Here is an 11,893-nt window from a genome sequence, read left to right on the forward strand (position 1 = left end):
GAAAGCGGAGGATATGAAGTGGCACAGGTAAGGCTAGCAGGAAAACAAGAAGAAATCGAACAGCTCATCAGATCATTTGAAAAGCATTATGATGTCTCCTATACATCAAAGGAGTACGGCAGGACGAATCCAAAGTACAAATATTCAAAGGATTCCCGCGTATATCTTGAATTAAAATTAAAATCTGCCAAGATCGAAAAATAAAAAGGATTTTTTATATCACTGGCGAATTATGATCTAATGAAGCAACCGTTATGGAGGGATACATAAATGGAATACAGAATTGAACGAGACACCATGGGAGAAGTAAAAGTTCCTGCTGATAAATTTTGGGGCGCCCAAACACAGCGAAGCAAAGAGAACTTTAAGATCGGTTCTGAAAAAATGCCGATGCGTGTTGTGAAGGCGTTTGCAATATTAAAACGAAGCACAGCGCTTGCCAATAAGCGCCTCGGCAATCTGGACGCGGAAAAAGCAGAAGCGATTGCAGCAGTTTGTGATGATGTGCTCAAAGGCAAATACGATGACAACTTCCCGCTTGTCGTATGGCAGACCGGAAGCGGCACACAAAGCAACATGAACATGAACGAAGTGGTAGCCAACCGCGCGACTGCTTTATTAAAAGAAAAGAACTCTGACAAAACGATTCATCCAAATGACGACGTGAACCGCAGCCAAAGCTCCAACGACACATTCCCGACTGCGATGCATGTTGCCGCTGTATTGGCTGTTTATGAGCAGCTTGTGCCGGCGCTTGACCAGCTTCGCAATACACTGGATGAAAAAGCGAAAGCATACAGCGATATTGTTAAAATCGGACGCACGCACCTTCAGGATGCTACGCCACTGACGCTCGGACAGGAAATCAGCGGATGGGTGTACATGCTGGACCGTTCGAAGGAAATGATTTTAGAAGCGACAGATAAAATGCGTGCGCTTGCAATCGGTGGTACGGCTGTCGGAACGGGAATCAATGCCCATCCAGAGTTTGGAGAGCTTGTTTCAGAAGAGATCACAAAACTGACCGGCCAAACGTTCAGCAGCTCGCCGAATAAATTCCACGCGCTGACAAGCCATGACGAAATCACTTATGCGCATGGTGCATTAAAAGCGCTTGCGGCTGATTTAATGAAAATCGCGAATGATGTCAGATGGCTTGCAAGCGGGCCTCGCTGCGGCATCGGGGAAATTGTCATCCCTGAAAATGAGCCGGGCAGCTCCATCATGCCTGGTAAAGTCAATCCGACACAAAGTGAAGCATTAACAATGATCGCAGCGCAAATCATGGGGAATGATGCGACAATCGGCTTTGCGGCGAGTCAGGGGAATTTTGAACTGAACGTGTTTAAGCCTGTGATTATTTACAACTTCCTGCAGTCTGTACAGCTGCTGAGTGACGGCATGAATTCCTTCCATGATAAATGTGCTGTCGGTATTGAGCCTAACAAAGAAACCATTCAGGAAAACCTGTCAAATTCATTAATGCTTGTTACGGCGCTGAACCCGCATATCGGATATGAAAACGCGGCGAAAATCGCCAAGCTTGCTCACAAAGAGGGATTAACGCTGAAAGAAGCGGCTTTGAAGCTTGAATTGCTGACAGAGGAGCAATTTAACGAAATGGTTAAGCCGGAAGATATGGTAAAACCAAAGGCGTAATAGAAAGAAAAAACGGCTGCTTTTTAAGCAGCCGTTCTTCTAAATATATTGCTGTTTTAATAGATATTTAAGCTGCTCCGCATCTTTTGCGAGCGCTTCAGACTCCGTCAGATTATGGATCATTCCTTTTATGATTGCCAGCTTCGGTGTTTTTTTCTTCATTTCTGCTTCAAGTATGTCCAGGCTCTCCGATAATTCAAGAGAGGAGTTTGTGTTTAAGCGGTTAATTTTGTCACGAAGGCTTTTCACAATGGATTCAGTCAGCGGGTCAGGCTGTCCATGCGAAAGAGGCCCAAATAAAGAGCTTGCCTCTTCCAATGTAATGAAAGGCTTATCATTCCGTTCAGACATGCCTTTTACCATATCATCAATTCGATTCATAATGAGATCAGCTAATTGGTCCGGCTTCACAGTGTAGCCGAGCAAAATCATGCTTTCCAGGTAAATCTGGCTGATGCCCTCTATTAAAAAACAAAGCTCTGCAGTATATGGTTCCGCTTTTTTTCCATAAATGTTCAGCAGGCTGTCGATATGAAATTGAAGAGAGGACTGGCGGATTTTTTTTGCGCATTGTTCCACTTCCTCTGTGTAAGGCAGAGAGCCTTCCTTCATCTGCATGCTGATAAAATCCTTGTGTTCAAGGATATTTTCATAGAGCACGGTCAGCTGTTTCCGGTAAGCCGTTCTGGGGCTGTCGCCCTTCGTTTTAATATTTAAAATTCGGGTAAACGTTTTATCATAATAGTAGTTCAGCATAGACAGAAGAAGCGCTTCTTTCGAAGGAAAATAAATATAAAAAGCGCCTTTTGATATTTTGCATTCTTTTGCGATTTCCTGAACTGATGTTGAGTTGTATCCTTTTTGGGCAAATAGTTTTAAGGCTGTTTCAATAATCAGCTTTTCTTTTTCCTTCAATGGTTCCACCCTTTCGGAGCCCGGAGGCCTGCATAGGATATGACCATATAGTCACACCTTCTGTTATAAAATTAACCTTATTGTAACTTGTTTTTTTATCATGTATTATTTATATTATAAATTGAGATGACCGAACGGTCAAAGCTCAAGCGAAAGGGTGAATCTAGAATGAGAGAATTGGACGAAATGATCAGCCGCTTGCGAAACAGAGGAATCAAAGTGGAGAAAGTCAAGTATCCGAAGCAGACCTTGTCAGAGAAAAAATGGGTTCATCAATGCAAACAGCCGCTTAAAACAAATTACAGAGACTTTAACGGCTATTCTTTCACATAAAAAAAATAGACTGCAAAAACTCTACAGTCTATTTTGGCACTGCTATGCGGTATGTTACACCCGTTTTGTCATTTTCAATTGAGATAGACGCCTTATGAAGAGTTAAAATTCGTTTTACGATGCTGAGACCAATGCCGAATTCGCCTTTCTTCCCTTTATTAAAAGGCTCATAGAGGCTGGATAGCATCTCATCTTCAATATGCGGTCCGTCATTTCTAATGGTGATCATGATATTCCGATCATCTTGTTTCATGCTGATTTCTATCTTTGTCGCAGCATAGCGGATTTGATTTTCCAGAATATTCTCGAGTAGCTTGTTCCATTGCTCAGGATCACCCGGCATCAGAATGTCTTCTTCTACATCAATTTCCCACGATAATTCTTTCCGTGCCCACTTCAGTCTTTCGATGACTTCCTCTGTCACTTCCACAATACTGAACGTGTCGTGCTGCACTTTTTGCTTCGCTAAATAATCCAGCTTCGTTAAATATAATAAATCCTTTATTTTTTTCTCCAGCTTAAGGGCTTCGCCTTCAATGACATCTACTGTATTTTCAAGATCTCCTTTTGGAAAAATCCCGTCTTTAATCGATTGCGTATATCCTCTGATGACCATGACCGGCGTTTTTAGATCGTGAGAAATATTTTGCAATAGGGTTCTTTCTGTTTCATCTTTTTGCACAAGCTTTTGACGCATTTCTTCGATGGTATTACCCAATTTGCCGATCTCATCTTTCCGATCCACTTTCACTGGGTCATCCCAATCCTGTTCGGAAATTCGTTTGACGTGCTTTTCAAATGACACGAGAGGCCTTGATAAATATTTTGCAAGCCAAATGGCCGGGATCCAGCTTAATAAAATGACAACAGCTATAATAAACAGAAGCTGTTTGAATAGCGTATAGGCCAAATCGTCCCGATATGAATCAAGCGCGTAGGAGAGCATCATAGCAGGTTGTCCATTGACAGAAAGCCCCTTTTTAATGACAAAAAACACTTTCTCTCCATTGACGTCGGCGCTGTACCGTTTCTTTTTGGCATCCTGCTTATCAGCCAGCTTGTACACCTTATGGATAAATGAAGACGACAGAATGCTCAAATCCCTGTCAGAAGAAGCAGCTTCATTTTCAGGCAGGAGCACGTGCTGTACGGAGCGGACAGTTGTAGGCGCCGTAGCTTCCTCGCTGTAATAGCGCCTTTCAATTGAACCCGGCAGGCGGTACTCCGTCAGAACATGCTGCTCATTTTCAATCGTCGTATACGTTTCATTGGTAAAGAAATCGCGCAGCGTGTTTGAAAATAACACTAGCAGCAAAATGGAAATCGCTAACAGGATGCCGGATATGACAACCCATATTTGAAACGCGAGCGGCTTGTTTTTCATGATGACATCATCCTGTAGCCGAACCCGTAAATCGTTTCAACCTTCAATTCTGGCATCTTTTTGCGCAGTCTCCGGACGAGATCATCGACGACCCGATCCGTTCCAAAGTAGTCATGCCCCCACACTTTTACGAGAATATCCTCACGAGAGTATGGATGTCCTTTATGATGGATAAATAAGAGCAGCAGATCAAATTCCTTCGACGTCAAATTGATGATATTGCCGTTTTCATCATAAACCTCGCGGGCGTCTTCAGCGACACGGTAAGAGGAAACAGCGATCTCATTTTTTTGTACAGGCGGGGCTTCTTTATAGACGAGCTGAAGAAGCTTTTGCACACGTATAATCAGCTCCCGCGGCAGAAATGGCTTTGAAATATAGTCATTGCTGCCAAGCTCTAAGCCAAGCACTCTGTCAATATCTGCGTCCCGGGCAGAAATAAAAATGACCGGCACGTCAGGGTCTTTCTCTTTGATTTCTTTTATTAATGTATAGCCGTCAGTATCCGGCAGCATGATATCGAGAATCCAAAGGTGAGGAGACGGCGTCATTTTCTTTCTGGCGTCTTCACCTTTCGTAAAAGATGTAATGTTCCAGCCTTCATTCTCTAAATACTTCGTCAGCAGTTCATTCAGATTATCCTCATCTTCAACTAGATAAATGGTGTATGACAAGGCTCTTCACATCCTTTCAACGTCATTATAAACTAGTTTTAACATATGGCAGGCAATTTTCATAATTTCACATATTCTTTTCATTTTTATCCCACAATGTTTGTTTATGATATGTATAAGGGAAGAAAGGAAGAGAAAAAGAGCGAGGAAGATGCAGGATGATCAAACATATTCTATTTTGGTGCTTTGCTTTTCTCCTCATTATTGGGACAATTGAACTTGTACATGCGATGAAAATGTAACGATAAATGAAAAACCGTTTGAAGGAGTGTAAGAAGATGGATTATCGACGTGATGACCAGAATGATCAACATCAGACAGAATCTTCACATACAGAACATCAGAATTCAGAAAACCGGAAGCTGATTGAACATCCTGAACAGGAATTGCTTGACGCGCCTGTTTCGTATGGAACGGGGCGGCAAGAAACGGCTTCTGCTATAGAAATGGAAAAGAAAGAAACGGCTGTGAAAAAAGAAAAAAAACGGAGAGCCGCATGGCTGAGCCCGATTTTAGGTGGAATTATCGGCGGGGGCCTGATGCTCGGCATCGCGCCTTATCTGCCATCAGACCATGATCAGACCGAGACCGTTTCCGCAAATAAACAGGTGCAGTCAGATAATTTTACAACGACACCGATTACGAACGCTTCAAACGTCGCTGATATGGTAGAGGATTTAGAGCCGACGATTGTCGGCATCTCCAATATCCAAACCTCTCAAAATAACACATTCGGCACGGGAGGCGGTTCCAGCTCAGAAAGTGAAAGCGGAACCGGGTCAGGCGTGATTTTCAAAAAAGACAGCAATAAAGCGTATATCATTACAAACAACCATGTCGTTGAAGGCGCGAATAAGCTGACTGTCACGTTATACAACGGAGAAACGGAGACGGCCAAGCTTGTCGGCAGCGATACCATAACAGATTTGGCTGTTCTGGAAATCAGCAGCAAGAACGTCAAAAAAGTGGCGAGCTTCGGTGACTCTTCACAGCTGCGTACGGGCGAAAAGGTAATCGCTATCGGGAACCCGCTCGGACAGCAATTTTCCGGTACGGTGACACAGGGCATCATCAGCGGATTGAACCGGACGATTGATGTGGATACAACACAGGGTACGGTGGAAATGAACGTGCTGCAGACTGACGCAGCGATCAATCCGGGGAACAGCGGAGGACCATTAATCAATGCAAGCGGCCAGGTCATCGGCATCAACAGTTTGAAGGTGAGCGAAAGCGGCGTGGAGTCACTTGGATTTGCGATCCCAAGCAATGATGTAGAGCCGATTGTTGACCAGCTGCTGGAAAACGGAAAAGTAGACCGCCCGTTTTTAGGCGTGCAAATGATTGACATGTCGCAAGTTCCTGAAACGTATCAGGAAAATACGCTTGGCCTGTTTGGAGATCAATTAGGCAAAGGTGTTTATGTAAAAGAAGTTCAAGCAAATTCACCTGCAGCAAAAGCCGGTGTGAAATCAGAGGATGTCATTGTCAAACTAAACGGCAAAGACGTGGAAAGCAGTGCTGATATCCGCCAGATCCTTTACAAAGACTTGAAAGTCGGAGATAAAACGACAATCCAGGTGCTTCGAAACGGAAAAACGAAAACCTTGAACGTGGCGCTGACCAAGCAGACAGAAAGCAGCACAAGCTAAACGGTAATGAAAAAGCTGAACCCAAAAAGGGTTCAGCTTTTTTTATCCTAAGTAAGCGGAAAGCATCCACACTTGCTTTTCAACCTCATCAATTAATCCGACAAACAAGTCCGCTGTTGCATTGTCTTGATTTTCTTCAGCCAGGCCGATCACGAATTTAGATTCGCTGCTGATTTGTTTGTAGTCGTTTATCAATGCTTGTACCATTTCTGACGCTGATGTTTCGTTTCCGCCGTCAGTAATAGACGCATGCTCAGTGTATTCCTTCAATGTGGCAACAGGCTGTCCGCCGATCGCCAGCAGGCGCTCAGCGATGGTATCGACTGTTTCCGCCGCATGGTCATACAGTTCCTCAAATTTCTCATGTAATGTAAAGAAATGCGGCCCTTTCACATACCAATGGAAGCGGTGGAGCTTAGAATATAAAAGAAACCAGTTTGATATTTGTGTGTTCATTGAATTCTCAACTAATGTTTGGTTTGTTTTTGCGTTTTCAGTTTTCATAAGATAACGTCCTCCTTGTGATCTGTTGATTTAATTATATCATATACTAAATAAAAATCAATACTAAATTATAATAATTATAATTTAGGTCATCTGAATAGCTTTTTCTTCAGGATAGATTCCCACGCAGACCAAGGAAAAAGCGATCGGAATAGCAGGGTGAGCCTGACGCCTTTTCCGATCGGATACCGCAATTTCTTTATGTGCTGTTTCGTTGCTAATTGATAAATGAGATCGGCAACCTCTTGGGGGTCTCCGCTATCATCTGCGTTCTTTTCAACGTAGGAAAGGATCTTTTTATAGTATCGATAATAAGCTGAATCGTCAGCAGGCACCGACATATAATTTGATAATGATGTTGACCAGATTGATGTCTTGTATGAGCCCGGCTCGATCAAAGCGGTTTCGATTCCGAACGGAAGCAGCTCCATGCGCAGACTTTCAGAAAAACCCTCCAATGCATGCTTGGAAGCTGCATATGGCGACAGAGCAGGGAATCCGGTCAGGCCGCTGATACTGCTCACGTTTATAATCTTTGCGCCGCTATGCTTTCTTATGTAAGGCAAAACGGTTTTTGTCACATGAATCAATCCGAAGACATTTGTTTCAAACTGTTGTCTGAAATGTTCCATCGGCACATCCTCGACAAAACCTCCATAAGCCGTTCCGGCGTTGTTGACGAGAATATCAATGGGAGCGTAAGTGCTAACGGCTTTCCCGAATGAGGCAATTGATTGCTCATCGGTGACATCAAGAGCGGTAATGTGAATGGAATCAGCCACATTGTGTGCTGCGGCTAATTCTCGTAGCTGTTCTGCTTTATCAGGCTGTCTTGTTGTGGCAATCACGAAAAAAGACTTGGCGAGCTTCACGGCTGCCAGCTGGCCAAAGCCTTTTGACGCTCCTGTAACAATCGCAATTTTTTTATTCATCAAATTCCTCCTATTTAACTCTACAGCTATTGTACAATCATGAACGGAAAAAAACGCCGCTGAAAGAATTTTTTATACAATAATTCAGAATTGTTCTATAATAAAATGAAAGAAGGAAAGGGGTTTTGTGTGATGGCGCTGCAAGGGGTAAACCAAAGATGGGATCTTGATTCATTTTTTAAGGGCGGAAGCCAGTCAGAAGAATTCAAAAGATATATCGACAAACTGTCACAAAGTCTGCGTGCATTTCACGATATGACGGATACGTTTCAGGTGCCTGAGTCGCCTGAAGAGGCTGGGGAGCTGACGGCATTGCTTGATGTATTTGAACAGACATCTGTCAAGCTTCAGCAGGCCGGCGCTTTTGTCGCTTGCCTTATGGCCCAGAATATCAGTGATCAAAAGGCTATTGAGCATCAGTCACTCATGAATCGGCTTTCAGCAGATTTTCAATCATCTCTTGTGACTTTAGATCATAAACTTGTGGCCATTGATCAAGACGTGTGGAATGAATTGTTAACAAAGCCGGGATTACGCGATGTATCGTACATATTAAACGAAAGAAGGCAAAGGGTTGCTGAGAAGCTCAGCCCGGGTAAAGAAAAACTGATTGGAAACCTTGCGGTGGACGGGTATCACGCTTGGAGTGACTTATACAATATGTTTGTCGGGAAAATGACGATACCGTATGAGGAAAACGGTGAGAACAAGCAGTTGTCTGTCGGCCAGGCTGAAAATGTGATGGCCCACCAAGACCGCGCTGTCAGAAAAACAATATATGAACGCTTGCATCAAGCCTGGGAGAGCAAGCAGGATGTGTTCAGCAGCACACTGAATCATTTAGCAGGATTCCGGCTTGAAACCTATAAAGCGCGCGGCTGGGAGAATATCCTGAAGGAACCGCTGCAAATCAATAGAATGAAAAAAGAAACACTTGATACGATGTGGCAGGTCATCACTGAAAACAAAAAGCCGTTCGTTCAGTTTTTGAACCGGAAAGCATCTATGCTCGGCCTTGAAAAACTCAGCTGGTACGATGTCGAGGCACCGATCGGTTCTGAGGGAAAGGCCTATTCATATGATGAAGCCGCAAATATCATCGTCAGCCAGTTTTCAACGTTTGGCAAAAAGCTGTCCTCTTTTACTGAAAAAGCATTTCGGGACCGCTGGATTGAAGCAGAAGACAGAAGCGGAAAAAGAGTCGGCGGCTTTTGCACGAGCTTTCCGGACAGCGGTGAATCACGGATTTTTATGACGTTTTCGGGAAGTGCCTCAAATGTCTCTACGCTTGCACATGAGCTCGGACACGCATTCCATCAGGAAGCGATGCTCAATGTCAGGCCGTTAAACCGTTCCTACGCCATGAACGTCGCGGAAACAGCCTCAACGTTCGCAGAGATGATTGTGGCAGACGCGACTGTCCAGCAGGCGGAGACGAAGGAAGAAAAGCTTGTCCTTCTGGAGGATAAAGTGCAAAGAAGCGTTGCGTTCTTCATGAATATCCACGCTAGATTCCTATTCGAAACGAGATTTTATGAAGAACGAAAGCGGGGAGCTGTCCCGGCCGCTCGTTTGAATGAGCTGATGGAAGAGGCGCAAAAAGAGGCATATTGCAATGCGTTAGGAGAGTATCATCCGCTCTTTTGGGCATCAAAGCTTCACTTTCATATTACGAGGGTGCCATTTTACAATTTTCCTTATACGTTCGGCTACCTGTTTTCTCTCGGCATTTACGCATTGGCGCTTGAGGAAAAGAATGCGTTCGAAGAGAAGTATATCGCGTTATTGCGCGATACGGCTTCTATGACCGTTGAAGATTTGGCAATGAAGCATTTGGGCGCTGATATTACGAAGCGCGATTTCTGGGAGAATGCCATCAAGCTGGCCGTTCGGGATGCGGAAGCCTTTTTGCAAATGACTGAATCTTAAAGAAGAGCCGCGGCGTTAGTTGCCTCGGCTTTTTCAATTCTTCCCTGAATGAGGATTCCATTCTCTGGACATACCTAAAAACAAATGGAATCCTACAGGGGGGAAACATATGCATTTGATCAGAGCAGCCGGGGCTGTTTGTCTCGCTGTGGTTCTGATAACGGGCTGCCGTCTCAATGAAGACCAGCAGCAGGCAGAAGGAGAAAATACAGCCGTCACCCGACTGAAGTCCGTTCCTTACAGCAATTTCTCGCTTCGTGTGAGCTACGGAGACGGTGAGCACAATCGTTATGAAGGCATATATACAAAAAACGGAACGCATGAAACAGCGGAAATACAGGATAAACTTTCTGGTGTCAATCAGGAAGGGGAAGAAGCATTGGATGAGATGAAAATGATTCTGAGCGAGCTTTCCGTGACAGACCAAATGGCGGAAACAGAAGTGATACACAGTGTGCTGGCAGCGTTTAATTTGGACAGCCATTATGATCATATAGACTTAAAGGTGAAGCTGAAGAACGGCTCAGTCAGAGAAATTAAGAAATAATCTTGTGATAAAAAACCCATAAACGCCAATTATGTCCAAAAAACTAATTGAAAATGATTTTCAAAGTCATTGTTTTCTGCTACAATGAGGGATATATGACCATATCAAATGGCTGAATATCGAATCACTTGCATTGATGACAATTGACTTTAACGCATGTATATAGAAAACGTGCAATACATAGTGCTGCTAAAAAGCCAGCAAAAAGGAGCGGTTATGGGTATGAGTGCTATTTCTACAGATACGCTGAGCTTAGGATACGGGGATGCCGTTATTATTGACGAGTTGAATTTAACCATTCCAAAAGGTGAAATTACCGTATTTATTGGCAGCAACGGCTGCGGAAAATCGACACTTTTACGTTCATTAGCCCGGCTGATGAAGCCGAGAGGCGGTTCAGTGCTGCTGGAAGGAAGAGCGATTGCCAAGCTTCCCACGAAGGAAGTTGCAAAGGAGCTCGCAATCCTGCCTCAGGGCCCTTCGGCTCCAGAAGGTCTGACAGTGCATCAGCTGGTGAAGCAAGGAAGATATCCTTACCAAAACTGGCTGAAACAGTGGTCAAAAGAGGATGAGGCAGCGGTTGAGAGAGCGCTTAAAGCAACAAAGCTTGAGGACTTGGCTGACCGTGCCGTCGATTCTTTGTCAGGCGGACAGCGCCAGCGGGCTTGGATCGCGATGACGCTTGCACAGGAAACGGATATCATCCTTCTAGACGAGCCGACAACGTATTTAGACATGACGCACCAAATTGAAATTCTTGATTTGCTGTTTGAGCTGAATGAGAAGGAAGAGCGGACGATTGTTATGGTTCTCCATGACTTAAACTTGGCATGCCGCTATGCGCATCATCTTGTGGCAATCAAAGATAAACGCATTTATGCTGAAGGCCGTCCGGAAGAGGTCATCACTTGTGATCTTGTGCAAAATGTGTTTTCTATGAACTGTCAGGTCACGCAGGATCCGCTGTTCGGAACGCCTCTTTGCATCCCTCATGGCAGGGGCCGATGCATTGTCCAGGAAGCGGCTTTCACATCACATGGATAAATAACGCCAGCGAAAGGAGCTTTCCCTGAGAAAGCTCCTTGCTGTTTTTACCGAAAGGAAGATGGAAAATGGAACAAAAACTTCAGGAGCAGTTGGATGGATTGCTGGAGAAGTATACTGAGCTTCTGCTTGGTGAATCAAACAATGAGCTGAAAGAAGAAGTGAAGCAATGGATTTTGTACACGCATATAGCCAAAAGCATGCCGCCGCTCGCTAAGCATTGGAATGCGACATATCCTGACGCAAAGCAGGGCATTAAAGATATCATTCAGCATATTAAGGAATTAAATGAAGCACATCGAAACAAACAATAGCTAATA

Annotated in this window: 12 protein-coding genes and 1 pseudogene; 8 read left to right on the forward strand and 5 right to left on the reverse strand. The window is 44.2% G+C overall.

The window, feature by feature from the left end; genetic code table 11:
* Positions 1-18 precede the first annotated feature (18 nt).
* The gene (locus tag MOB98_RS10800) at positions 19-204 is read left to right on the forward strand and encodes a YvzF family protein (protein WP_003221676.1); all 186 of its coding nucleotides are present in this window, start codon (positions 19-21) and stop codon (positions 202-204) included.
* 66 nt (positions 205-270) lie between these two features.
* Positions 271-1,659, forward strand: coding sequence for a class II fumarate hydratase (gene fumC, locus MOB98_RS10805; protein ID WP_268360775.1), 1,389 nt, complete (start codon positions 271-273; stop codon positions 1,657-1,659).
* 39 nt (positions 1,660-1,698) lie between these two features.
* Here fumC and MOB98_RS10810 read toward each other — a convergent pair whose 3' ends face one another.
* Positions 1,699-2,574 (reverse strand): TetR/AcrR family transcriptional regulator, encoded by an 876-nt coding sequence (locus tag MOB98_RS10810; protein WP_268360773.1) that lies wholly within the window; start codon positions 2,572-2,574, stop codon positions 1,699-1,701.
* Positions 2,575-2,742: 168 nt separating this feature from the next.
* Between MOB98_RS10810 and spxO the strand changes: the two genes are divergently transcribed.
* Positions 2,743-2,907 (forward strand): anti-adapter protein SpxO, encoded by a 165-nt coding sequence (spxO, locus tag MOB98_RS10815; RefSeq protein WP_003221681.1) that lies wholly within the window; start codon positions 2,743-2,745, stop codon positions 2,905-2,907.
* 28 nt (positions 2,908-2,935) lie between these two features.
* On the opposite strand, the gene cssS is transcribed toward spxO, so the two are convergent.
* On the reverse strand, positions 2,936-4,291 hold the full coding sequence (gene cssS / locus MOB98_RS10820; RefSeq protein ID WP_268360771.1) for a secretion stress-responsive two-component system sensor histidine kinase CssS: 1,356 nt from the start codon (positions 4,289-4,291) through the stop codon (positions 2,936-2,938).
* The gene (cssR, locus tag MOB98_RS10825) at positions 4,288-4,965 is read right to left on the reverse strand and encodes a secretion stress-responsive two-component system response regulator CssR (RefSeq protein WP_268360769.1); all 678 of its coding nucleotides are present in this window, start codon (positions 4,963-4,965) and stop codon (positions 4,288-4,290) included. Before cssR ends, cssS begins: the two co-directional genes overlap by 4 nt.
* Before the next feature lie 278 nt (positions 4,966-5,243).
* On the opposite strand from cssR, the gene htrB reads away from it, so the two are divergent.
* Complete coding sequence (gene htrB, locus MOB98_RS10830) at positions 5,244-6,617, forward strand: serine protease Do-like protein HtrB (RefSeq protein ID WP_268360768.1); 1,374 nt, start codon at positions 5,244-5,246, stop codon at positions 6,615-6,617.
* A 42-nt stretch (positions 6,618-6,659) separates the two neighbouring features.
* Here the strand turns inward: htrB and mrgA are convergent, their stop codons facing one another.
* Both mrgA and MOB98_RS10840 read right to left on the reverse strand, forming a co-directional pair.
* Positions 6,660-7,121, reverse strand: coding sequence for a metalloregulation DNA-binding stress protein MgrA (gene mrgA, locus MOB98_RS10835; RefSeq protein ID WP_268360766.1), 462 nt, complete (start codon positions 7,119-7,121; stop codon positions 6,660-6,662).
* Positions 7,122-7,210: 89 nt separating this feature from the next.
* Positions 7,211-8,053: an oxidoreductase gene (locus tag MOB98_RS10840; RefSeq protein WP_268367399.1), complete on the reverse strand. Its 843-nt coding sequence runs from the start codon at positions 8,051-8,053 to the stop codon at positions 7,211-7,213.
* Positions 8,054-8,185: 132 nt separating this feature from the next.
* Between MOB98_RS10840 and MOB98_RS10845 the strand changes: the two genes are divergently transcribed.
* The 4 genes and pseudogenes from MOB98_RS10845 (at position 8,186) to MOB98_RS10860 (ending at position 11,887) form a co-directional block, all read left to right on the forward strand.
* A complete protein-coding gene (locus tag MOB98_RS10845; RefSeq protein WP_268367397.1) occupies positions 8,186-9,982 on the forward strand; it encodes a M3 family oligoendopeptidase in 1,797 nt (598 codons plus the stop codon).
* A gap of 109 nt (positions 9,983-10,091) precedes the next feature.
* On the forward strand, positions 10,092-10,529 hold the full coding sequence (locus MOB98_RS10850) for a YusW family protein (protein WP_268361336.1): 438 nt from the start codon (positions 10,092-10,094) through the stop codon (positions 10,527-10,529).
* Between the two features lie 216 nt (positions 10,530-10,745).
* The gene (locus tag MOB98_RS10855) at positions 10,746-11,573 is read left to right on the forward strand and encodes an ABC transporter ATP-binding protein (RefSeq protein ID WP_268367396.1); all 828 of its coding nucleotides are present in this window, start codon (positions 10,746-10,748) and stop codon (positions 11,571-11,573) included.
* 25 nt (positions 11,574-11,598) lie between these two features.
* A pseudogene (locus MOB98_RS10860) lies at positions 11,599-11,887 on the forward strand (YusU family protein).
* Positions 11,888-11,893 lie beyond the last annotated feature (6 nt).

Source organism: Bacillus sp. N13C7 (assembly GCF_026790065.1).
GTDB lineage: Bacteria > Bacillota > Bacilli > Bacillales > Bacillaceae > Bacillus.

Excerpts from the sequence above, each read along its gene's own strand:
- fumC (WP_268360775.1), top strand. The coding sequence starts at position 271 with ATGGAATACAGAATTGAACGAGACACCATGGGAGAAGTAAAAGTTCCT.
- spxO (WP_003221681.1), top strand. The coding sequence starts at position 2,743 with ATGAGAGAATTGGACGAAATGATCAGCCGCTTGCGAAACAGAGGAATC.
- cssS (WP_268360771.1), bottom strand. The coding sequence starts at position 4,291 with ATGAAAAACAAGCCGCTCGCGTTTCAAATATGGGTTGTCATATCCGGC.
- htrB (WP_268360768.1), top strand. The coding sequence starts at position 5,244 with ATGGATTATCGACGTGATGACCAGAATGATCAACATCAGACAGAATCT.
- mrgA (WP_268360766.1), bottom strand. The coding sequence starts at position 7,121 with ATGAAAACTGAAAACGCAAAAACAAACCAAACATTAGTTGAGAATTCA.
- MOB98_RS10840 (WP_268367399.1), bottom strand. The coding sequence starts at position 8,053 with ATGAATAAAAAAATTGCGATTGTTACAGGAGCGTCAAAAGGCTTTGGC.
- MOB98_RS10845 (WP_268367397.1), top strand. The coding sequence starts at position 8,186 with ATGGCGCTGCAAGGGGTAAACCAAAGATGGGATCTTGATTCATTTTTT.
- MOB98_RS10850 (WP_268361336.1), top strand. The coding sequence starts at position 10,092 with ATGCATTTGATCAGAGCAGCCGGGGCTGTTTGTCTCGCTGTGGTTCTG.
- MOB98_RS10855 (WP_268367396.1), top strand. The coding sequence starts at position 10,746 with ATGGGTATGAGTGCTATTTCTACAGATACGCTGAGCTTAGGATACGGG.